At 60.2% G+C, this 22,856-nt stretch carries 19 protein-coding genes and 1 pseudogene; 7 read left to right on the forward strand and 13 right to left on the reverse strand.

Annotation, left to right across the window (positions count from 1 at the left end; translation table 11 throughout):
• The first annotated feature begins 79 nt into the window (after nt 1-79).
• Nucleotides 80-1,279: a hypothetical protein gene (locus tag ABTV87_RS11750; RefSeq protein ID WP_221533084.1), complete on the forward strand. Its 1,200-nt coding sequence runs from the start codon at nt 80-82 to the stop codon at nt 1,277-1,279.
• 69 nt (nt 1,280-1,348) lie between these two features.
• Here ABTV87_RS11750 and ABTV87_RS11755 read toward each other — a convergent pair whose 3' ends face one another.
• Entirely contained in the window at nt 1,349-1,774 is a 426-nt protein-coding gene (locus ABTV87_RS11755; protein ID WP_007956949.1) for a VOC family protein, read from the reverse strand.
• 113 nt (nt 1,775-1,887) lie between these two features.
• Here ABTV87_RS11755 and ABTV87_RS11760 point away from each other — a divergent pair, with 113 nt between their 5' ends.
• The gene (locus ABTV87_RS11760) at nt 1,888-2,751 is read left to right on the forward strand and encodes a LysR family transcriptional regulator (RefSeq protein WP_433899562.1); all 864 of its coding nucleotides are present in this window, start codon (nt 1,888-1,890) and stop codon (nt 2,749-2,751) included.
• A 45-nt stretch (nt 2,752-2,796) separates the two neighbouring features.
• Here the strand turns inward: ABTV87_RS11760 and fabI are convergent, their stop codons facing one another.
• From fabI to gloB, 10 genes and pseudogenes are all read right to left on the reverse strand, one after another.
• Complete coding sequence (gene fabI / locus ABTV87_RS11765) at nt 2,797-3,591, reverse strand: enoyl-ACP reductase FabI (protein WP_007956947.1); 795 nt, start codon at nt 3,589-3,591, stop codon at nt 2,797-2,799.
• Between the two features lie 19 nt (nt 3,592-3,610).
• A complete protein-coding gene (locus ABTV87_RS11770; RefSeq protein ID WP_007956946.1) occupies nt 3,611-5,221 on the reverse strand; it encodes an ABC transporter ATP-binding protein in 1,611 nt (536 codons plus the stop codon).
• Nucleotide 5,222: 1 nt separating this feature from the next.
• Entirely contained in the window at nt 5,223-6,242 is a 1,020-nt protein-coding gene (locus ABTV87_RS11775) for an ABC transporter permease (RefSeq protein ID WP_007956945.1), read from the reverse strand.
• 1 nt (nt 6,243) lies between these two features.
• Nucleotides 6,244-7,317: a microcin C ABC transporter permease YejB gene (locus ABTV87_RS11780; protein WP_007956943.1), complete on the reverse strand. Its 1,074-nt coding sequence runs from the start codon at nt 7,315-7,317 to the stop codon at nt 6,244-6,246.
• 4 nt (nt 7,318-7,321) lie between these two features.
• The gene (locus ABTV87_RS11785; protein WP_433899563.1) at nt 7,322-9,163 is read right to left on the reverse strand and encodes an extracellular solute-binding protein; all 1,842 of its coding nucleotides are present in this window, start codon (nt 9,161-9,163) and stop codon (nt 7,322-7,324) included.
• The gene (locus tag ABTV87_RS11790) at nt 9,160-10,992 is read right to left on the reverse strand and encodes an extracellular solute-binding protein (RefSeq protein WP_085608962.1); all 1,833 of its coding nucleotides are present in this window, start codon (nt 10,990-10,992) and stop codon (nt 9,160-9,162) included. Before ABTV87_RS11790 ends, ABTV87_RS11785 begins: the two co-directional genes overlap by 4 nt.
• Nucleotides 10,993-11,161: 169 nt before the next feature.
• The gene (locus ABTV87_RS11795) at nt 11,162-12,313 is read right to left on the reverse strand and encodes an integrase core domain-containing protein (protein WP_433898162.1); all 1,152 of its coding nucleotides are present in this window, start codon (nt 12,311-12,313) and stop codon (nt 11,162-11,164) included.
• A gap of 265 nt (nt 12,314-12,578) precedes the next feature.
• Nucleotides 12,579-13,832: pseudogene (locus tag ABTV87_RS11800) on the reverse strand (IS3 family transposase).
• 92 nt (nt 13,833-13,924) lie between these two features.
• A complete protein-coding gene (locus ABTV87_RS11805; protein ID WP_433899564.1) occupies nt 13,925-15,403 on the reverse strand; it encodes a transglycosylase SLT domain-containing protein in 1,479 nt (492 codons plus the stop codon).
• 99 nt (nt 15,404-15,502) lie between these two features.
• Nucleotides 15,503-16,270, reverse strand: coding sequence for a hydroxyacylglutathione hydrolase (gene gloB / locus ABTV87_RS11810; protein WP_433899565.1), 768 nt, complete (start codon nt 16,268-16,270; stop codon nt 15,503-15,505).
• 65 nt (nt 16,271-16,335) lie between these two features.
• Between gloB and ABTV87_RS11815 the strand changes: the two genes are divergently transcribed.
• The 5 genes from ABTV87_RS11815 (at nt 16,336) to ABTV87_RS11835 (ending at nt 21,529) form a co-directional block, all read left to right on the forward strand.
• Nucleotides 16,336-17,094, forward strand: a complete 759-nt coding sequence (locus ABTV87_RS11815; RefSeq protein ID WP_007956935.1) for a methyltransferase domain-containing protein — start codon at nt 16,336-16,338, stop codon at nt 17,092-17,094.
• A gap of 92 nt (nt 17,095-17,186) precedes the next feature.
• On the forward strand, nt 17,187-17,648 hold the full coding sequence (rnhA, locus tag ABTV87_RS11820) for a ribonuclease HI (RefSeq protein WP_003224162.1): 462 nt from the start codon (nt 17,187-17,189) through the stop codon (nt 17,646-17,648).
• Between the two features lie 83 nt (nt 17,649-17,731).
• Nucleotides 17,732-18,490 carry a DNA polymerase III subunit epsilon gene (gene dnaQ, locus ABTV87_RS11825; RefSeq protein WP_085608959.1) on the forward strand — a complete coding sequence of 253 codons (759 nt, stop codon included), beginning with the start codon at nt 17,732-17,734 and terminating at the stop codon, nt 18,488-18,490.
• Nucleotides 18,491-18,644: 154 nt separating this feature from the next.
• Nucleotides 18,645-20,900 (forward strand): Orn/Lys/Arg decarboxylase N-terminal domain-containing protein, encoded by a 2,256-nt coding sequence (locus ABTV87_RS11830; RefSeq protein WP_433899567.1) that lies wholly within the window; start codon nt 18,645-18,647, stop codon nt 20,898-20,900.
• Nucleotides 20,901-20,914: 14 nt separating this feature from the next.
• On the forward strand, nt 20,915-21,529 hold the full coding sequence (locus ABTV87_RS11835) for a GNAT family N-acetyltransferase (protein ID WP_273897228.1): 615 nt from the start codon (nt 20,915-20,917) through the stop codon (nt 21,527-21,529).
• On the opposite strand, the gene ABTV87_RS11840 is transcribed toward ABTV87_RS11835, so the two are convergent.
• Nucleotides 21,495-22,388 (reverse strand): LysR family transcriptional regulator, encoded by an 894-nt coding sequence (locus tag ABTV87_RS11840; RefSeq protein WP_433899568.1) that lies wholly within the window; start codon nt 22,386-22,388, stop codon nt 21,495-21,497. The genes ABTV87_RS11835 and ABTV87_RS11840 overlap by 35 nt on opposite strands.
• Before the next feature lie 85 nt (nt 22,389-22,473).
• Nucleotides 22,474-22,710 (reverse strand): hypothetical protein, encoded by a 237-nt coding sequence (locus tag ABTV87_RS11845; protein ID WP_007956926.1) that lies wholly within the window; start codon nt 22,708-22,710, stop codon nt 22,474-22,476.
• Between the last annotated feature and the right edge of the window lie 146 nt (nt 22,711-22,856).

The following is a 22,856-nucleotide window of genomic DNA, read 5'->3' on the forward strand; positions in this document are numbered from 1 at the left end:
TTGCCCCTTTCGAACTCCCCGAGATATAGATGAAGTTCTTCGGAAGAGAGAAAGGATTGTCTTTCAGGAGAAGAACGATATGACCAGTCAGAGTAATTCGATCCTTGTTGCCGGTCCCGGCGAGCTTGACCCGCAATTCGCAGCACAGGGTGTTCTCGATATTCCAAGCGGTGAAGGATCAATCAGAGCGATTGTCGCAGATGGCCAAGGTGCTTACCTGGTCGCTGTCTGGGTTTCAAGTCAGTGTTGGCTCTATCGCATTTTTTCAGACGGCGGGCTGGATACTCAGTATGGCCAGAACGGGGTCAGCAAATGGTCGTTTGTTCCTGGTGTTGATTCCCTACCGACCGAACTCATCATGCAGCCGGATGGCAAGGTTATTTTGCTTGGGAAAGTGGGGGATGACCCGTTTAAGCGTCAGACTGCGATTACCCGGTTCAACGTGGGCGGTAGTCCTGACCTTGTCTTTCGCACCAGGGTGTTACCGGATATTGATATGTCGCTTCCTGCGGGATGTCTTCAAGCTGACGGAAAAATACTGGTACTGGTGAACCGGCTCAACAGCAGCACTACCGAGCACGAACTGGTGCTATATCGCTTTATGTCCACCGGAGATCCTGATGGCGCATTCGGTGGGCAGGGCTTTGTGAATATCCTATTCAATGACGAGCGATCTGACGGCAAAAGCGTTGCTGTCACCGACGATGCAAAAATCCTCGTGGGAGGCACCGTCACAAGAGACACCAAAACAACGAAGGCGGTGGGCAGGTTTCACTCTACAGGTGCTCTTGACTCGTCGTTCGGCAGAGCAGGGTATTGGGAGTCGGCAAGCGGTCTCGCGATGGGGAAAATGATTGTCGACGGAGACACGATTATCTGTGTGGGCAATGCACAGGTGAATGGTAGTTCAGTCGCAGCCGTATCCCGAGTGACGGCTGAAGGTGTGACAGATCCTGCCTTCAATAATGGCACAGCCGCGACTATTGATATTCGGGCGGACTTTCCCGGGTTATATGTGATTTGCCGGTCAGTCGTTGTGCAGTCGGATAAGGGCATTGTCTTCGCTGGAGAGGCGGGGGGGAGTATAAAGGCTTACGTGGGGCGCCTCAGCGCGGGTGGGGCGATTGATTCTGGCTTCGGCGATCAAGGGCTTTTCCAGCGGGTTGAGGAAAGTCTGGTGTACGACGTGTGCATTCAATCGGGTCGGCAGAGACTCCTTGTCGCCAGTGACTTGGGAAATACATCCCGACTTCCGCAAGTACTGGGGATCCGACTTTAATCTGGCTCCATCGAAGGCCGTATCAGTAGAAATTCGACGTAGGCGAGTTTCTACTGATGTCCCTGGCTGCTATTTGGCAAACAACTGCCCGATATCCTTGAACGCCTTGAACTCCAGCGCATTGCCGCACGGATCAAACAGGAACATCGTCGCCTGTTCGCCCACCAGCCCCTGAAACCGGATTCCCGGCTCGATCACAAACTGCGTGCCCAGTGATTTCAAACGCTCGGCCAGCGCATGCCATTCCTCCATCCCCAGCACCACACCAAAATGCGGCACCGGCACGTCATGCCCGTCCACGGCGTTGGTGTGCGCCGCCTCCTGCGAGGCGTTCTTCGGCGCCAGGTGAATCACCAGTTGATGGCCGAAAAAGTTGAAGTCGACCCAGTGATCGCTGGAGCGACCTTCCTCAAGGCCGAACACTTCACGGTAGAAATGCCGGGCAGCGGCGAGGTCGTACACCGGAATGGCCAGATGGAAAGGGCTGAGTGACATAGGCATGGTCTCTATCAACGGTTGGAATGAACTGAGTCTAGCGCTGTGCTTTTCGATTGAAAGACGATAGTTTTTGCGCCGAGCTCAAATTATTTCGATCAGTCGAGGCGCCCATGCTGCGTGAACTGAAAACCTTTCTGGCGGTGGCGCGGCATGGCACGTTTGCCGCCGCCGGCCTGCATATCGGCCTGACACAATCGGCGGTCAGCGCACAGATCCGCAATCTGGAGCAGGCCTTGGGCGTGCGCCTGTTCGATCGCACCGGGCGACAGGCGATCCTTAATCCGGCAGGGCAGCGCGCGGTGCCGATGGCGCAGGAAATGCTCGCCACCTTCAGCCGCATGGCGATCAGCGAAGATGTCAGCGAGTTTCGCGGTGAGCTGAGAATCGGCTCCGTGGCGACCGCACAGACCGGGTTGTTGCCTCAGGCGTTATTGCGCTTGCGGCAACAGGCGCCGGGCGTGGAGCCGAAACTGGTGCCGGGTGTGTCGCTGAATCTGTTGAGCCAGGTGGATGCCGGGGAAGTCGATCTGGCGATCATGATCAAGCCACCGTTCGAATTGCCCAAGGAGCTGTCGGCGCAGGTGATTCGCCGCGAGCCGTTCGTGCTGATCGTGCCGACAACGGTCGAGGGCGATGATCCGCTGCAACTGCTGGCGGAGCATCCTCACGTGCGTTATGACCGCAACTCGTTTGGTGGACGGCTGGTGACGCAGTTTCTGCGCGAGCAGCGGATTGATGTCCACGTAGCGCTTGAGCTGGATGAGCTGGAAGCGATCGTGAAGATGGTCGAGTGCGGGCTCGGGGTTTCGTTGTTGCCCAAGGCCGGGCTATGGCTGGAGCATCCGCTGAAGGTGAGGGTGATCGAACTGGGAGAACTGACGTTTTATCGGGAGATGGTGGTGTTGCAGCGTTACAGCCAGCGTTCTCAACCGATTCAACAGTTGTTCGCCCGTTGCCTGGAATCGCAGGCATGAAAAAGCCCGCCTGAATAGGCGGGCTTTTTATCGGCAGCGCGAAGATTACTCTTCGATGTTGCCCATGGCGGTGGTGTTGAAGCCGCCGTCCACGTACATGATTTCACCGCTGATGCCCGACGCCAGGTCGGAGCACAGGAAGGCGCCGGCGTTGCCGACTTCTTCGATGGTGACGTTGCGGCGCAGCGGGGTTTGCGCTTCGTTGGCGGCCAGCATCTTGCGGAAGTTCTTGATGCCGGAAGCGGCCAGGGTGCGGATCGGACCGGCCGATACGCAGTTGACGCGGGTGCCGTCCGGGCCCAGGGAGCCGGCCAGGTAACGTACGCCGGCTTCCAGCGAAGCCTTGGCCATGCCCATCACGTTGTAGTTCGGCATGGTGCGCTCGGCGCCCAGGTACGACAGGGTCAGCAGGCTGCCGTTGCGGCCTTTCATCATTTCGCGGCCAGCTTTGGCCAGGGCCACGAAGCTGTAGGCGCTGATGTCGTGAGCGATGCGGAAACCGTCACGGGTGGTGGCTTCGGTGAAGTCGCCGTCCAGTTGGTCGCCCGGGGCGAAGCCGACGGAGTGCACGATGCAGTCCAGGCCGTCCCACTTCTTGCTCAGTTCTTCGAAGACCTTGGCGATTTCTTCATCGCTGGCCACGTCGCACGGGAAGCACAGCTCAGGGCTCGAACCCCAGCCCTGTGCGAACTCTTCTACGCGACCTTTCAGTTTGTCGTTCTGATAAGTGAAGGCAAGCTCAGCGCCCTCGCGATGCATGGCGGCAGCGATGCCGGATGCGATGGACAGCTTGCTGGCGACACCGACGATCAGTACGCGCTTACCGGCGAGAAAACCCATGTGTTGCTCCTCTTTCAGGTTATTGCGCAGTGGCTGGTGCCAGGAAAGCGGCCTCCAGCAACTGCTGTGTATACGGATGTTGGGGGGCGGCAAAGATACTTTGCGCGTCTCCCTGTTCGACCACTTGGCCATGCTTGACCACCATCAACTGGTGGCTCAGCGCTTTCACAACAGCCAGGTCATGGCTGATGAACAAATACGTCAGGTTGTACTTGGCTTGCAGTGAACGCAACAGCTCCACCACTTGCCGCTGCACCGTCCGGTCGAGGGCCGAAGTCGGCTCGTCCAGCAGGATCAGCGCCGGTTTGAGCACCAAAGCCCGGGCTATGGCAATTCGCTGCCGTTGCCCACCGGAAAATTCGTGGGGGTAGCGGTGCCGGGTTTCCGGATCCAGACCTACCTCCTTCAATGCCGCAATAATTGCCGCTTCCTGCTCGGCGGCGGTGCCCATCTTGTGGATCCGCAGGCCTTCGCCAACGATGTCATTCACGCACATCCGCGGGCTCAGGCTGCCAAACGGATCCTGAAACACCACCTGCATCTCCCGGCGCAACGGCCGGACTTCGCTTTGCGTCAGGCAGTCTAGCTGCTTGCCCTCAAAACGGATCGCACCTTTGCTGCCGATCAACCGCAGGATCGCCAAGCCGAGGGTGGATTTGCCGGAACCGCTTTCTCCCACAATCCCCAAGGTCTGACCCTGAGGCAGGCTGAAATTGATGCCGTCCACTGCCTTGACGTGATCCACCGTGCGCTTGAGCAGGCCTTTCTTGATCGGGAACCAGACTTTCAGATCCTCGACCTCAAGCAGCGGCGCCCCGATTTTATTGCTCGCCGGGCCTCCGCTGGGCTCCGCGCCAAGCAGTTCCCGAGTGTACGGATGCTGCGGCGAACGGAACAGCTCTTCGCACGATGCCTGTTCGACGATGCAACCGCGCTGCATGACACATACACGATGCGCAATTCTTCGCACGAGGTTCAAATCGTGACTGATCAGTAACAGCGCCATGCCCAATCGGGCCTGCAATTCCTTGAGCAGGTCGAGGATTTTCAGCTGAACGGTCACGTCCAGCGCAGTGGTCGGCTCGTCGGCGATCAACAGTTCCGGCTCGTTGGCCAGGGCCATCGCAATCATCACTCGCTGGCGCTGGCCGCCGGACAATTCGTGGGGCAGGGCCTTGAGGCGCTTGTGCGGTTCGGGGATGCCGACCATCTCCAGCAACTCCAGCGTGCGCTTGGTCGCGACTTTGCCGGTCAGGCCCTTGTGGATGCCCAGCACTTCGTTGATCTGCTTCTCGATCGAGTGCAGCGGGTTGAGCGAGGTCATCGGCTCCTGAAAGATCATCGCGATCCGGTTGCCGCGAATGTGACGGATGGTCTTTTCGCCCAGCTCCAGCAGGTTTTGCCCTGAATAGTTGATGCTGCCGGCCGGATGCCGCGCCAGCGGGTAGGGCAGCAGGCGCAGGATCGAATGCGCCGTCACCGACTTGCCCGAGCCTGACTCGCCCACCAACGCCAGGGTTTCGCCGCGCTTGATGTCGAAACTCACGCCTTCGACCACCCGTTGCACGCGATCACCGATGCCGAATTCGACGGCCAGGTCGCGGATTTCGATCAGATTGTCCTGATTCATGTCACTTCCTCGGGTCGAAGGCATCGCGAGCGGACTCGCCGATGAACACCAGCAAACTCAACATCAGCGCCAGCACCGCAAACGCGCTCATGCCCAGCCACGGCGCCTGCAGGTTGGATTTGCCCTGGGCCACCAGTTCACCCAGCGACGGACTGCCGGCCGGCAAGCCGAAACCGAGGAAGTCCAGGGCGGTGAGGGTGCCGATGGCGCCGGTCAGGATGAACGGCATGAAGGTCATGGTCGAAACCATCGCGTTGGGCAGGATGTGGCGGAACATGATCGCGCCGTTCTGCATGCCCAGCGCTCTGGCCGCGCGCACGTATTCGAGGTTGCGCCCGCGCAGGAACTCGGCGCGCACCACGTCCACCAGGCTCATCCACGAGAACAGCAGCATGATTCCCAGCAGCCACCAGAAATTCGGCTGGACGAAACTGGCGAGGATGATCAGCAGGTACAACACCGGCAAACCCGACCAGATCTCGAGAAAGCGCTGGCCGGCCAGATCGACCCAGCCGCCATAGAAACCCTGCAAGGCGCCGGCGATGACGCCGATGATCGAGCTGAGGACGGTCAGGGTCAGGGCGAACAGCACCGACACCCGGAAGCCATAGATGACCCGCGCCAGCACATCGCGGCCCTGATCGTCGGTGCCCAGCAGGTTGTCCGCCGACGGCGGGGCGGGGGCCGGGACTTTCAGGTCGTAGTTGATGCTCTGATAGCTGAACGGAATCGGCGCCCACAGCACCCACGCGTCCTTGGCCTTGAGCAGTTCGCGGATGTACGGGCTCTTGTAGTTGGCCTCCAGCGGGAATTCGCCGCCGAAGGTGGTTTCCGGGTAACGCTTGATCGCCGGGAAGTACCAGTTGTTGTCGTAGTGCACCACCAGCGGTTTGTCGTTGGCGATCAGCTCGGCACCGAGGCTCAGGCCGAACAGGATCAAAAACAGCCACAGCGACCACCAGCCACGCTTGTTGGCCTTGAACAGTTCGAAACGCCGGCGGTTGAGAGGGGACAGGTTCATCTCAATGCTCCCGGCTGGCAAAGTCGATGCGCGGATCGACAAGGGTGTAGGTGAGGTCGCCGATCAGTTTCACCACCAGCCCCAGCAGGGTGAAGATGAACAGGGTGCCGAACACCACCGGGTAATCGCGGTTGATCGCCGCTTCGAAACTCATCAGACCAAGGCCGTCGAGGGAGAAAATCACTTCCACCAGCAACGAACCGGTGAAGAAGATGCCGATGAACGCCGACGGGAAACCGGCAATCACCAGCAGCATCGCGTTGCGGAACACATGGCCGTAGAGCACGCGGTGGCGGGTCAGGCCCTTGGCCTTGGCGGTGACCACGTACTGCTTGTTGATTTCGTCGAGGAAGCTGTTTTTGGTCAGCAGGGTCATGGTCGCGAAGTTGCCGATCACCAGCGCCGTCACTGGCAGCGCCAGGTGCCAGAAGTAATCGAGAACCTTGCCGCCCAGGCTCAGCTCATCGAAGTTGTTCGAGGTCAGGCCGCGTAGAGGAAACCAGTCCAGATAACTGCCGCCGGCAAACACCACGATCAGCAGAATCGCAAACAGGAACGCCGGGATCGCATAACCGACGATGATCGCCGAACTGGTCCAGACGTCGAAATGACTACCGTGCCGCGTGGCCTTGGCGATCCCCAGCGGAATCGACACCAGGTACATGATCAGCGTGCTCCACAGCCCCAGCGAGATCGACACCGGCATCTTTTCCTTGATCAGGTCGATGACCTTGGCGTCGCGGAAAAAACTGTCGCCGAAATCCAGCCGGGCGTAGTTCTTGACCATGATCCACAGACGTTCCGGGGCCGACTTGTCGAACCCGTACATCTTCTCGATTTCCTTGATCAGCGCCGGGTCCAGCCCTTGCGCACCGCGATAGGAAGAGCCGGCCACCGACACTTCGGCACCGCCGCCGGCGATGCGGCTGGTGGCGCCTTCGAAGCCTTCGAGCTTGGCGATCATCTGTTCCACCGGCCCGCCGGGCGCGGCCTGGATGATCACGAAGTTGATCAGCAGAATGCCGAACAGGGTCGGGATGATCAGCAGCAGTCGCCGAAAAATGTACGCCAGCATCTGATTACTCCGTGCCCACAGGGTCGGCTTGCAGTTGGGTTTCGACTTCTACCGCCGGTTTCGCATCGGGTTTGACCCACCAGGTGTTAATGCCGATGTCGTACTTGGGGGAGACTTTCGGGTGGCCGATGTGGTTCCAGTACGCCACGCGCCAGGTTTTGATGTGCCAGTTCGGGATCACGTAGTAACCCCATTGCAGCACACGGTCCAGCGCCCGGGCGTGGGCCACCAGGCTTTTGCGCGAATCGGCGTTGATCAGGTTCTCCACCAGATGATCGACTACCGGGTCCTTGAGGCCCATCGAGTTGCGGCTGCTGGCCTTGTCGGCCGCAGCGCTCATCCAGAACTCGCGCTGCTCGTTGCCCGGCGAATTGGACTGCGGGAAGCTGCCGACCATCATGTCGAAGTCTCGCGAGCGCACGCGATTGACGTATTGCGACACGTCGACACGGCGAATCACCAGATCGATGCCGAGGTCGCTGAGGTTGCGCTTGAACGGCAACAACACGCGTTCGAATTCGGTCTGGGCCAGGAGGAATTCGATGACCACCGGTTTGCCGGTGGCGTCGACCATTTTGTCGTCGACGATTTTCCAGCCAGCCTCTTGCAGCAACTGATACGCCTCGCGCTGCTGCGTGCGGATCATGCCGCTGGCGTCGGTTTTCGGATTCTCGAAGGCTTCGCTGAACACCTGCGCCGGCAGCTTGCTGCGGAACGGATCGAGGATCGCCACCTGCTCTGCATCAGGCAGGCCGGTGGCAGCCATTTCCGAGTTTTCGAAGTAACTGCGGGTGCGCGCATAAGCGCCGTTGAACAATTGCTTGTTGGTCCATTCGAAGTCGAACAGCAGGCCGAGGGCCTGGCGTACCCGCACGTCCTGAAACACCGGGCGGCGCAGATTGAAGACGAAGCCCTGCATGCCGGTCGGGTTGCTGTTGGCAATCTGTTCCTTGATCAGCCGCCCCTCGGTCACTGCCGGCACGTTGTAGGCGTTGGCCCAGTTTTTCGCGGCCATTTCCAGCCAGTAATCGAACTGCCCGGCTTTCAAGGCTTCCAGTGCGACGGTGTTGTCGCGGTAATAGTCGGTGGTCATCACGTCGAAGTTGTAGAAGCCGCGATTCACCGGCAAATCCTTGCCCCAGTAATCCTTGACCCGCTCGTAACGCACCGAACGCCCGGCCTTCACTTGGGTGACTTTGTAGGGGCCGCTGCCCAGCGGGATTTCCAGGTTGCCCTTGTTGAAATCACGTTCGGCCCACCAGTGCTTCGGCAGCACCGGCAATTGACCGAGGATCAGCGGCAGTTCGCGGTTGTTGGTGTGCTTGAACTTGAACAGCACCTTGAGCGGGTCTTCGGCGATCACTTCCTCGACGTCGGCGTAGTAGCCGCGATACATCGGTGCACCTTCCTTGGTCAGCGTCTGGAAGCTGAACACTACGTCTTCGGCGCGGATCGGATGGCCGTCGTGAAACTTCGCTTCGGGACGCAGGTAAAAGCGTACCCAGCTATTGTCCGGGGCTTTTTCGATCTTGCTGGCGATCAGGCCGTATTCGGTGAATGGCTCGTCCAGACCCTGTTTGGCCAGGGTGTCGTAGATCAGGCCGATATCGTCCGCCGGCACGCCTTTGCTGATGAACGGGTTGAGGCTGTCGAAACCGCCGAAGCCGGCCTGGCGGAAGATCCCGCCCTTGGGCGCGTCGGGGTTCACGTAATCGAAGTGCTTGAAGTCGGCGGGGTATTTCGGCGGCTCGTTGTACAGGGTCACGGCGTGTTGCGGAGCGGCAAAGGCCAGCCCGGCGAACAGCAGACCGCTGGCCTGCACGAGCAGGGCGCGGATAGGTTTCATCGATCTTTCTCCGAAGATTTCAGCCACCACGCGCTCAGGCCCAGGGTGTAGGGCGGCGTAGTGACGAAGGCGAACCGGTTGCGGTACGCCAGACGGTGATAATTGAGGTACCAGTTGGGAATGCTGTAGTGCTGCCAGAGCAGCACGCGGTCCAGTGCCTTGCCGGCGGCGACCTGTTCATCGCGGGTGCGGGCGGCGAGCAGTTGCTCGAGCAGATGATCGACCACCGGGTTGGCGATGCCCGCGTAATTCTTGCTGCCCTTGACCCCGACCTGGCTGGAGTGGAAGTACTGCCACTGTTCCAGCCCCGGACTGAGAGTCTGGTTGAGGGTCATCAGGATCATGTCGAAATCGAACTGATCCAGACGCTGTTTGTACTGGGCGCGATCCACCGTGCGCAGGCGCGCGTCGATGCCGATGCTGTTGAGGTTCTCGATGTACGGCTGGAGGATCCGCTCAAGATTCGGATTGACCAGCAGCAACTCGAAACGCAGCGGCTGGCCGGCGGTGTTCTGCAGACGCTGGCCGTTGAGCTTCCAGCCAGCCTCGGCCAGTAGCGCCAGGGCCTTGCGCATGGTTTCCCGGGGAATGCCGCGCCCGTCGGTCTGCGGCAGCGTGAACGGCTCGGTGAAGAGGCGCGCCGGCAGTTGATCCTTGTACGGCTTGAGCATCAGCCATTCATGGCCGACCGGCAGGCCGACGGCGCTGAATTCGCTGTTGGGGTAGTAGCTGGTGGTGCGTTTGTAGGCGTCGCTGAACAGCGCGCGATTGGTCCATTCGAAGTCGAACATCAGGCCCAGGGCTTCGCGCACCTTGATATCGGCAAAGGCCGGGCGCCGGGTGTTCATGAACAGACCCTGACTCTGGGTCGGGATCTGGTGGGGGATCTGCGCCTTGATCACGTCGCCGCGACGGATCGCCGGGAAGTTGTAGCCGTTGGCCCAGTTCTTGGCCTGATGCTCGATATAGATGTCGAACTCGCCGGCCTTGAATGCTTCGAAGGCCACATCGCTGTCGCGGTAGAACTCGACTTCCATGCGGTCGACGTTGTACTTGCCGCGATTGACCGGCAGGTCCTTGCCCCAGTAATCCTTGACCCGCTCGAAAATCAACTGCCGCCCCGGCGTGACCGAGGTGATGCGGTACGGCCCGCTGCCCAGCGGCGGCTCGAAGGTAGTGGCCTTGAAGTCGCGACCCTTCCAGTAATGCTGGGGCAGTACCGGCAATTCGCCGAGGCGCAGGATCAGCAACGGATTGCCGCTGCGCTTGAGCACAAAGCGGATGCGCTGCGGGTTGAGGATATCGACGCGGAGCACTTCCTGAAGGGCGGTGCGATACAGCGGATGACCTTCCTTTAGCAGCAAACGGTAGGAGAACGCCACGTCGTACGCGGTGATCGGCGTGCCATCGTGGAAGCGCGCTTGCGGGCGCAGATTGAACACCACCCAACTGCGATCTTCGCTGTACTCCACCGATTGGGCGATCAGGCCGTAACTGGAGGCCGGCTCGTCCCCGGACGGTGCGTATTGCCCGGTGCCGACCATCAATGGCTCGTTCAGCTCATTGATGCCGTATTGCAGGAAATTCGCCGTGGTGACCGGGCTGGTGCCCTTGAAGGTGTAGGGGTTGAGCGTATCGAAGGTGCCAAACGCCATCACCCGCAAGGTGCCGCCCTTGGGCGCTTGCGGGTTGACCCAGTCGAAGTGGGTAAATCTGGCCGGGTACTTGAGCGTGCCGAACTGCGCATAACCGTGGCTTTCGGTGATCGTCGCGCTGACGGGGGAGCTCAAGGCCAGGCTGATCAGGAGCAGGAGGAGGGGACGCTTCAAGTCAGATCCGATCCAGGCGGCTTGGGCTTTGTGGGCCGTACAGTAACAGCTTGTATGGACAGGAAAAAGACAGAGGTTAATGTGGGGTTAATCGACAAGGCCAAGAGCCCCTCACTGTAGAGACCGGTACATCCTTTACACATTAGACCGGGGACATCGTTTACACCTTTTACAGGCTTGATACGCGGTTGGCTCCGCGTTCAAGCCTGCCTAAACAGAAGGTGCAAAGGTACAACTCCCACACGTCATCAGCCACTTCCTTCAGCGCGATGTCCTCGCCGATCAGCGCCTCGCCCAAAAACATTCGTTGCCCCTTCCACTTGAACTCGCCGTTCGAGCGAACCTTGCGTACCTCAACATCAGGGCCGTATTCGACTGCAGGCAAGTAGCCCGGATACGGGCGCAACGAAGGTCTGTAGACGGAAGCCGGCGGCTTCATGCCCAGTGCGGTGTGTGGTCGATCATGATTGAAGTCCCGGACGAACTCCTCAAAGGCCAACTGCTGGCGCACGAGATTTTCCGCAGGTGTCCGCAGTACCGCTGCTTTGAGAGTGCGGTGCATCCGTTCGTGTCGACCGTTCTGGTCAGGACGCCCAGGCGTGATTGTCTCGATGTGGATGCCATGCCTGATGAACCAGACAGACAACTTCGACAGCCGTGCCAAACCGGTCGATGCGAAAGGCGCCCCGTTATCCGTGCGGATTACGTCCGGCAATCCAAACTCCCGAAAAGCCCATTCGAACCCCTGTCGCGTCGGCTCACTGTGCGTGCCGGGCAGCGCCCGGCAGAGCAGCAGATAGCGGCTCATCTGATCGGTAATGGTCAACGGATAGCACCAATTACCATCCTGCATCCTGAACTGCCCTTTGAAGTCGGCACACCAGGTCTGGTTGGGTTCATCGGCCGGGCGTAAATGCGTCGGAGCACGCGGGCGCAAAGGATAGGGGCGCCGCGCAATGACCAAGCCAGCCTTCTTCAACCACTCCCCAGCAGTGCTCGCGGCCGGCCATGGGATCTGTGGATCGGACTTTCGCAGGCGATCAATGATCTGTTTGGGGCCTCGATCAGGATGCTCGTTTTTCTTTGCCAGCAATGTGGTAATGATTTCATCCGGGGTTTGATGAGGGCAGTTCAAAGGCTTGCGGGATTGCTCTTTCAAGCCATCCACGCCGAGCGCTGCATACCGATCCAGCCATTTATCGACGGTTGGCCGGCTGACCCCATAACGCCGGCTCAATTGGCTCTTGGTGTAGCTGCCACTGAGCCAGTCACTGACTAATTTCACTCGTTGATCCATCGGGGACTCTTGATTCCAGGGCATGGTCAGCACCTCCTGACCATGATTGATACCTGTAAACCATGTCCCCGGTCTCAAACGTAAAGGATGTACCCGGTCTTTACCCACCCTAGCCCTCTCCCGGAGGGAGAGGGGACTGACCGAGGTGTTTATGAGATGTACGCCGACCTGAAATATCGAGCCGAGCTCAGGATTGGAAAAGCCCCCAATCGGCTCCCTTTCCCCCTCGCCCCCTTGGGGAGAGGGCTGGGGTGAGGGGTGGATCTTAATGGCACCGCAAAATTCGTGTCTAGTCCTGAAATAGGTTTACACCTGTTTCACCCTAACGCCCGATGCACCGCATCGGGCGTTTTGTATTTTAAGGACAGGTGCGGGCGCTCCTGGTTGTAGATCAAGATCGCCTCCCGCACCATTTGCTCCGCTTGCGCCAGGTCTGTTGGCCGATGGAGCAAAAGCTCTGTCTTCAAGATGCCATTGACCCGCTCTGCCAAGGCGTTTTGGTAGCAGTCGTAGCCATCAGTCATTGAGCACGTAATGCCATGCTTGGCATGGAGCTTTTGATAAAGCGCCGAGCAGTACTGCACACCTCGATCCGAGTGATGAACCAGTTTCTGGCGTGTTCGACGCGTCTTCAAAGCCATGCGCAAGGCTTGAGCCACCGAGTCGGCATGTAAGCTGCCATGCACGTGATAGCCGACTATTTTTCTCGAGAAGGCATCCGTCACCAGACTCAAATAGACCGGATCGTCACGCTTGGTGGACAGATAAGTGATATCGGCTACCCAAACCTGTTCCGGACCGGTAGCGACAACTTGCGATGGGCCTGGTTTGAGCAGATTGGGATGGCAGCGGAAGTGATGATGACTGTCGGTCGTTTTGTGATAAGCCCGCTTCCTGCGGACCAGTTGGCGGTGATCACGCAAGACAGCCAATAACCGATCGCGGCCGACATGCAGCTCCTGTTTCTCACGCTCCGCGTGCATCAACGAGTGCAATTTGCGGGCGCCAATGCAGGGTTGGCGTACTCGGATTGTCTGCACAAACTGGATGAGTTTCTGATCTTGCTCGATGCGAGCCCGATAGACGCGATTACGTTTGTAAAAGGCTTGGCGACTGATCCCCATAAAATGGCAAGCCCTGCTGACACTCAGGGTTTGGGTCTGCGCAACGACTTGCCGGGCCGCTTTTTTACGACAGAGACGCCGTAGTCGTTCTTCAGCACATCCACCACGTCTTCAAAAAACTTGGCTTTCTGATTCGCCAGCGCCAACTGCTCCTCAAGCTCTTTGATTCTCTGCTCGGGAGTTAAGGGCAAAGTGGGCTCGTCCACTGGTCGGTTCCTTTGGGAACGAATGGAGGCGCCTTGGCTCCAGTCTTGCCGACCATGCTTGCGTAACCAAACCAACACCGTCGACCGACCCTGAATTCCGTAGCGCCGTTGAGCCTCTTTATAACTCAACTCGCCTTTTTCGACTTGGTCGACAACCGACAATTTAAAAGTCAGCGTGTAATCGCGTTGACTGCGTTTTGCGCCCGAATCCATTGCACCCTCCTGATAAGAAGCCAGAAGGTGTAAACCTTATTCAGGACGAGACATCGAACCAAAAAAAGCCCCTGAAATTCAGGGGCTCTTTGTCAGTGCGGCTGGTAGACCGTGAGCATCTGCCCGGGCTTGAGTGCCTTGCCGGCGCCCGGGTTCCAGCGCTTGAGATGTTGCATCTCGACGTTGAAGCGCTTGGCGACCACGTACAACGTGTCGCCACGTTTGACCTTGTACTGGGTCTGCTGCTTGCTGTCGTCCTTGTCTTTGACCTTGCTGCTGGTTTTGCTGTTGGCAGCGACGACCGTATTGATGCGTCCGCCACTCTTGCGGGTAGGCGTGCGCTGGGTGGTGTCGCGCATGACCAGAGTCTGGCCGACCTTGAGGTTCTTGCCGGTCAGCTTGTTCCAGCGTTGCAGGTCCTTGACCTCGACCTTGTTGGCCTTGGCGATGGAGCCGAGGTTGTCGCCGCGCTTGACCCGATAGGCGCGCTTGGCCTGAGCGATCTCGCTCGGGTCGGCGCCTTCGAACACCGGTTTCAGCGAACGCGGGCTGATCAGCTCTTCAGGACGCATGGTCTGCAGGCTGGCGGTCAGCAGTTGCGCCTTCGAGGTCGGCACCAGCAGGTGCTGCGGGCCGTCGATGGTGGTGCGCTGCTTGAAGGCCGGGTTGAGCTGGAACAGCTCGTCTTCGTCGATGTTGGCCACCGCCGCGACCTTGGACAGGTCCATGCGCTGGTTGATTTCGACGACCTGGAAATACGGTTCGTTGGCGATCGGGTTGAGGTTCACGCCATAGGCTTCAGGCGTCAGGACCACTTGCGAGAGCGCCAGCAGTTTCGGCACGTAAGCCTGGGTTTCGGCCGGCAGCGGAAGGTTCCAGTAGTCGGTCGGCAGACCGAGCTTTTCGTTGCGCTCGATGGCGCGGCTGACCGTGCCTTCGCCGGCGTTGTAAGCAGCCAGTGCCAGCAGCCAGTCACCGTTGAACATGTCGTGCAGGCGGGTCAGGTAGTCCATCGCTGCCGTGGTCGACGCGGTGATGTCGCGACGGCCATCGTAGAAACGGGTCTGACGCAGGTTGAAGTAACGCCCGGTGGAAGGAATGAACTGCCAGAGGCCCACCGCGTCGGCCCGGGAATAGGCCATCGGGTTGTAGGCGCTTTCGATGACCGGCAGCAGCGCCAGTTCCAGCGGCATGTTGCGTTCTTCGAGGCGCTCGACGATGTAATGAATGTAGAGGCTGCCGCGTTCGCCGGCGTTCTCGAGGAAGGAAGGGTTACTGGCGAACCACAGGCGCTGTTGCTCGATGCGCGGGTTTACACCCAGACCATCCTGTAGCTGAAAACCGCCGCGCATACGTTCCCAGATGTCCTGAGGCACCTGCGGGCTGGGCTTTTCCGACAACCAGATAGGCTTCTGCTTGGCTCGCGCAGCAATGTTCGGCGTATGTGTCGCTTCAGTCTGCGGAGCATGGCTGGAACAGCCCGCCAGTGTGGCGGACACAGCCACCGCGATGGCTTGCGCCAGGCGGGTCAAAGCATCTGAATTGACGGACTTACGTATGGATGACGACATTGGCTGGAAGTAAGTTCCGGGCAAAAATGTCGGGCGATTCTAGAAAGCGCACCCCCTGCGGTCAACCATTCAGAATTTTTGTACCAAGCGGTGAGCCACTTAGAACGTATCTTTCCATGCCCGCAGAGCCGCAAAAACCTCACTCGGCGCCCGGTTTTGGGGGCCGTTCCGTTCGTCCACTTTTTGTGTAACTAATATTTCACTGGTGCGCAAAAACGGGTTTGTGAGCTTTTCCAGTGCGAGGGTCGAGGGCAGGGTCATGACGCCGCTGGCACGTTGCTGGCTGACTTTTTCCAGACGGGCGGCGATGTCCCGGTTGCCCGGCTCCACGGCAGCGGCAAATTTCAGGTTGCTCAGGGTGTATTCGTGGGTGCAGTAGACCAGCGTGTCTTCCGGCAGCGCCGCAAGACGGCTCAACGAATGGTGCATCTGTTGCGGCGTGCCTTCGAACAGGCGGCCGCAGCCGGCGGCAAACAGGGTGTCGCCACAGAACAGCAGGCCGTGATGGTAGTAGGCGATGTGTCCCAGGGTGTGGCCGGGCACGGCATAGACGTCGAAGTCCCAGCCGAGCACGCGCACCGTGTCGTTGTCCTTGAGGGCCACGTCGCGCCCCGGGATGCTTTCGCTGGCCGGTCCGTAGACCGTGGCGCCGCTTGCCTTCTTCAGCGTTTCGACGCCGCCGACATGGTCGTGGTGATGGTGAGTGATAAGAATGTCGCCGAGCACCCAGCCCGGATGCGCGTCGAGCCACGCCTGCACGGGGGCGGCATCCCCCGGATCGACCACTGCGCAACGCTGGGTGGCATGATCCTGTAACAACCAGATGTAGTTGTCGGTGAAGGCGGGCAGGGCACTGATCTGTATCATCGTCGAATTCGCCAAGCGGGTAACATTGGCGCATCTTAGAGGTTCCTGGCGTGTTGGAGAATGCAATGATCGATAAAGCGTTCGCTCAGGCCGATCCAGACTGGCTCGCGCTGATCGGTGCAGCCCGTGAATGGCTGTCCGGCCCCCTCGGGCAATTTTTGCTGGACGAAGAACGGCGCATGCTCGAAGACGAGCTGGGCCGATTCTTCGGCGGCTATCTGGTGCATTACGGCCCGTCCGCCGAAACACCGCCGTCGGCGCCGCAGGTGCAGCGCAATGTGCGGCTGGGCGCACCGTTGCCGGGCGTGGAGATCGTCTGCGAAGAACAGGCCTGGCCGTTGAGCGAGCACGCCGCCGACGTGGTGGTGTTGCAGCACGGCCTGGATTTCTGCCTGTCGCCCCATGGCCTTTTGCGCGAAGCGGCCAGCAGCGTGCGCCCCGGCGGGCATCTGCTGATCGTCGGCATCAACCCCTGGAGTACCTGGGGGCTGCGCCATGTGTTCGCCCATGATGCGTTGCGTCAGGCGCGCTGCATCTCGCCGTCACGGGTGGCCGACTGGCTCAACCTGCTGGGCTTCGCGCTGGAGAAACGCCGCTTCGGGTGCTATCGTCCGCCGCTCGCGTCACCCAAGTGGCAGGCCCGTCTGGCCGGCTGGGAACGCAAGGCCGGCGACTGGCAACTGTCGGGCGGCGGCTTCTATCTGCTGGTCGCGCGCAAGATCGTGGTCGGCCTGCGTCCGGTGCGTCAGGAACGCCGCGAGCCGATGGGCAAGCTGATTCCGCTGCCGATGGCCAAGGTCAACCGCCGGCGCATCGAACCGTAAACCTTCTTTTATTGATGGCCGGGTTAATTCCCGGCCTCGGCCATTGTCGATCCGTGATCGGCGAGGCCACGCATTTTTCTGGATAGACTGGCATGAGCGAAAGCGTCGATAGCGTAGAACTGTTCACTGACGGCGCCTGCAAGGGCAACCCCGGTCCGGGCGGCTGGGGCGCCTTGCTGGTGTGCAAGGGCGTCGAAAAGGAACTGTGGGGCGGCGAAGCCAACACCACCAACAACCGCATGGAGCTGCTCGGTGCGATTCGCGGCCTGGAAGCCCTCAAGCGTCCGTGCGAAGTGCTGCTGGTGACCGACTCGCAATACGTGATGAAGGGCATCAACGAGTGGATGGCCAACTGGAAAAAGCGCGGCTGGAAAACCGCCGCCAAGGAGCCAGTCAAAAACGCCGACCTGTGGAAAGAGCTCGACGAACAGGTCAACCGCCACAAGGTCACCTGGAAATGGGTCCGTGGCCACATCGGCCACCACGGCAACGAACGCGCCGACCAGTTGGCCAACCGTGGAGTGGATGAGGTTCGCGGTTACAAGCAGAGCTGAGTCCTTACCACTGAAACCCTTCCGGCGAGCGTGTTAACATCGCCGCTTTTGCACGATTGACCCCCGTTGAGAGCTGAACACTGATGGCCACCAGATCCGTTGTACTCGATACCGAAACCACCGGCATGCCGGTGACCGACGGCCACCGGATTATCGAAATCGGTTGTGTCGAGCTGATCGGTCGACGCCTGACGGGCCGGCACTTTCACGTTTATCTGCAACCGGATCGCGAGAGTGACGAGGGCGCGATCGGCGTTCACGGCATCACCAACGAATTCCTGGTCGGCAAGCCGCGTTTCGCCGAAGTGGCCGACGAGTTCTTCGAGTTCATCAACGGCGCGCAGTTGATCATCCATAACGCGGCGTTCGACGTTGGCTTCATCAACAACGAATTCGCCCTGATGGGCCAGCAGGATCGCGCGGACATCACGCAGCACTGCACGATCCTCGACACCCTGATGATGGCCCGGGAGCGTCACCCGGGTCAGCGCAACAGCCTCGATGCCTTGTGCAAACGCTACGGCGTCGACAACTCCGGCCGTGAGCTGCACGGCGCATTGCTCGACTCGGAGATTCTCGCCGACGTCTACCTGACCATGACCGGCGGCCAGACCAGCCTGTCGCTGGCCGGCAACGCCTCCGACGGCAATGGCACGGGCAATGGCGCGGACAACTCCGCCACCGAAATCCGTCGTCTGCCGGCAGATCGTCAGCCGGGGCGAGTCATTCGCGCCACCGAAGCCGAGCTGGCCGAACATCAGGTGCGTCTGGAAATCATCGCCAAGTCGGCCGGCGCCCCGGCGCTGTGGACTCAGCTGCTGGAAGCTGAAGCTCAAGCGTAAGGCACTAAAGGATCGTCCGAACACCAAGCCATGTGCGGGCGATCCTTTGTTTTTGGCAGTACTGACAACTGGCCACCCTCGCCACATCCGCTCCGACCCTCTACCCTGAGGACATTGGCAGATCACTCTCCGCCGCCTCAGGACACTGAGCCCCATGTACAAAGATTTGAAGTTCCCGGTGCTGATCGTCCACCGCGACATCAAGGCCGATACGGTTGCCGGTGACCGCATTCGCGGAATCGCCCGAGAGCTGGAGCTGGAAGGTTTCAGTATCGTTTCGGCCACCGACTACACCGAAGGCCGGCTGGTGGCGTCGACCCATCATGGTCTGGCGTGCATGCTGATCGCCGCCGAAGACGCCAGCACCAACTCCCATCTGTTGCAGAACATGGCCGAACTGATCGGTCTGGCCCGGGTGCGGGCGCCGGATCTGCCGATCTTTGCCCTTGGCGAGCAAGTCACCCTGGAAAATGCCCCGGCCGATGCCATGGCCGAGCTCAACCAGTTGCGCGGCATTCTCTACCTGTTCGAAGACACGGTGCCGTTTCTCGCCCGGCAAGTGGCGCGGGCGGCGCGCAAATACCTGGACGGCCTGTTGCCGCCATTCTTCAAGGCGCTGGTGCAGCATACGGCCGATTCCAACTATTCCTGGCACACCCCCGGTCATGGCGGCGGGGTGGCGTATCACAAGAGTCCGGTGGGGCAGGCGTTTCACCAGTTCTTTGGGGAAAACACCCTGCGCTCCGATTTATCGGTGTCGGTGCCGGAGCTGGGTTCCTTGCTCGACCACACCGGGCCACTCGCCGAGGCGGAAGCGCGAGCCGCGCGCAATTTCGGCGCCGATCACACCTTTTTTGTGATCAATGGCACCTCGACCGCCAACAAAATCGTCTGGCACTCGATGGTCGGGCGCGATGATCTGGTGCTCGTGGATCGCAACTGCCACAAGTCGGTGCTGCACGCGATCATCATGACCGGCGCGATTCCGCTGTACCTGTGTCCGGAACGCAATGAGTTGGGCATTATCGGCCCGATTCCGTTGAGTGAATTCAGCCGCGAATCGATTCAGGCCAAGATCGATACCAGCCCGCTGACCAAGGGTCGCGAGCCGAAAGTCAAACTGGCGGTGATCACCAACTCCACCTACGACGGTCTCTGCTACAACGCCGAACTGATCAAACAGAGCCTGGGCAACAGCGTCGAAGTCCTGCATTTCGACGAAGCCTGGTATGCCTACGCGGCGTTTCACGAATTCTTTGCCGGCCGTTACGGCATGGCCACCTCGCGCAGCGAGGACAGTCCGCTGGTGTTCACCACCCATTCCACCCACAAACTGCTGGCGGCGTTCAGTCAGGCTTCGATGATCCATGTGCAGGACGGCGGCGCGCGGCAGCTGGATCGCGACCGGTTCAACGAAGCGTTCATGATGCACATCTCGACGTCGCCGCAGTACAGCATCATCGCCTCGCTGGACGTGGCGTCGGCGATGATGGAAGGCCCGGCCGGACGTTCGCTGCTACAGGAAACCTTCGATGAAGCCCTGAGCTTTCGCCGGGCGCTGGCCAATCTTCGCCAGCACATTGCCGCCGACGACTGGTGGTTCTCGATCTGGCAGCCGCCGGGTGTCGAGGGCATCGACCGGGTGCAGACCGAGGACTGGCTGCTGCAGCCAGACGCGGACTGGCACGGTTTCGGCGAGGTCAGCGACGACTACGTACTGCTCGACCCGATCAAAGTCACCCTGGTCATGCCGGGCCTGACCGCCGGCGGCGCTTTGAGCGACAAGGGTATTCCGGCGGCAGTCGTTAGCCGTTTCCTGTGGGAGCGCGGATTGGTGGTGGAGAAAACCGGCCTGTATTCATTTCTGGTGCTGTTCTCCATGGGCATCACCAAGGGCAAATGGAGCACGCTGCTGACCGAGCTGCTGGAGTTCAAGCGCAGCTACGACGCCAACGTCAGCCTCGATACCTGTCTTAAATGTGTCGCCCAGGAAGATCCTGTGCGCTATCGCGGCATGGGCCTGCGCGATCTGTGTGATCAACTCCACGCCTGCTATCGCAGCAACGCCACCGCCAAACATCTCAAGCGCATGTACACCGTGCTGCCGGAAATCGCCATGAAACCGGCCCATGCTTACGATCAACTGGTGCGCGGCGAAGTCGAGGCGGTGCCGATCGACGAGCTGGAAGGCCGGGTGGCGGCGGTGATGCTGGTGCCGTACCCGCCGGGCATTCCGCTGATCATGCCCGGCGAACGTTTTACCGAATCCACGCGCTCGATCATCGAATACCTCAGGTTTGCCCGCACGTTCGACGCAACGTTTCCGGGGTTCGTGGTCGATGTGCACGGGCTGCAACACGAAGATGAGGGCAATGGGCGGCAATACACCGTCGATTGCGTCAAGGAATGAGGGCTTTTCCGAGTATGCAACCGGTCATGAATCCGAAATACCCGGGGCTGTCGGTGCGGGTCGCCGACGAGGGTTTTGCCGAATATATCTGGGGCAGCGATTTCAGTTTCGAGGTGGCCGCCTACGGCGCGGCTGAAATCGGCAAGCCCGTGGCGCAATGGGCCGTGACGCCCATCGTGCCGTATCGCAAGTGCTACGGCATCGATCCGGAGGAGTTCAGCAGTTTTCGCGACGCCGCCGACAGTGCGATTTTCATGGCGTATCTGGAGGACGAGCCGGTTGGTCATCTGGTGATCAGTACCAACTGGAACGGCTTCGCCCATATCGATGAACTGGCGGTGCATGCCCCGGCGCGGCGCCATGGTGTGGCCAAGGCCTTGCTGGATGTGGCGCAGTTCTGGAGCCGCAAGAAAAAGCTGCCGGGGATCATGCTGGAAACCCAGAACAACAACCTCGGCGCCTGTCGCCTGTATGAGCGTTGCGGGTATGTAATCGGCGGCATCGACCACCTGCGTTATCGCGGCATCGATCCAAACACCGCCGAAGTGGCGCTGTTCTGGTATCGATTGTTCGATAACCCGCTGGAAAATCCGATCAGTTCGCCAGCATCGCCTCGGCTTGTTCCGTGACGATCCCGAGCAGCGTCTGAATCGCCGCTGACGGCGTGGCGTGTTTGAAGGTCAGGGCATAGAGGCTGATCGGCACCGCCGGCGACAGCGGGCAGACGTCGAGACCGCCCGCCCGTGCGCCAAGGGCGGTGAACGGGTCGACGATCGCCAGCCCTTCGCCGGCCTCGACCATGTTGCGCATCATCTGGTGGGTCTGCACCCGGGTCTGGATGGTCGGCGCCGGGCGCAGGGCCTGGAGCTTGTTTTCCAGGGCCGGACTCAGCGGGTCCTGGCCTTCGAGGCCGACCATCGCCTGGCCGGCCAGATCCTGCAGGGAAATGTACTTCTGCTTCGGCTGCAGCCAGCCGTGGGGCGCGAGCAATTGCAATTTGCCCTGGGCCAGTGGCTGGCAATCAATGTCGGGGTGTTGTGGGTCGTGCAGGCTCAGGCCCAGATCGCTGTCGCGCAGCAGCAGGTGGCGGACGATGTCGCGGGTCGGTTCGCTGAGCAGGGTGCAGGGCACGTCTGGCAAGCGACGGCGCAGGGCGGCGAGACTTTGCGGCAGCAGCTGCTGGGCCAGCGGCGGGGTGCCGATGATCCGCAGGGGCGGGGCGAGGTATTGCTTGAGGCTGCTGGCCAGCCGTTGCACCGGCTCCAGCGCTTCATAGATGTGGCCGATCTCGATTTGCAGCGCCCGGGCCTCCGGGGTTGGCTGAAGTCGTCCGCGTACGCTGGCGAACAGCATGAACCCGAGCTGACTCTCGGCTTCGCGCAAACGCTCCTCGACCTCGGGCGCCGCTAGTTGCAGCCATTCGGCGGCGGTGCCCACGTGACCGGTCTGCAAAAGCGCCTGAATCACTTCGATATGACGTAAACGCATGCGTGAAGTCCATGTCCGGCCGTTGGGGTCAGTGGCTGAATCCTACCCCAACTCGGCGCGGATGACTTCTGCTCATAACGATCGGTTATGAAGCGACCGATGGCTCGGGTTCGCGGATCAGGGTGATGCCCGACTGAACCAGCAAAAACTCGTTGTCGTCGATCTTGTTGACGCGGTCGCCAATCGCCAGCTTGTAGGTGGTAACGGGCTCCGTGCCGGTGAAACCGTCTGCCGACGGGTTGGATTCCTGGAACTCATGCACGGAATAAACGCGGCCTTCCGCATCTCTTGCATGGAACTGACCGACGAGTACTGCTGCCATCTGCTTAGAACCTCTGGAGATAAAACGCTTGATTTGCGGCTTGGTAGACCGTCATCGAGCTTGGTAAGTTTTCCTACAGGAAAAAAATATTCCAGACGCGGGAAATAACCTTCGGCGTCTGGTGGAATCGTAGTCGGATCATCTAT

Origin of the sequence: Pseudomonas sp. PSE1(2024) (assembly GCF_050990555.1) — a bacterium.
GTDB lineage: Bacteria > Pseudomonadota > Gammaproteobacteria > Pseudomonadales > Pseudomonadaceae > Aquipseudomonas > Aquipseudomonas aphyarum.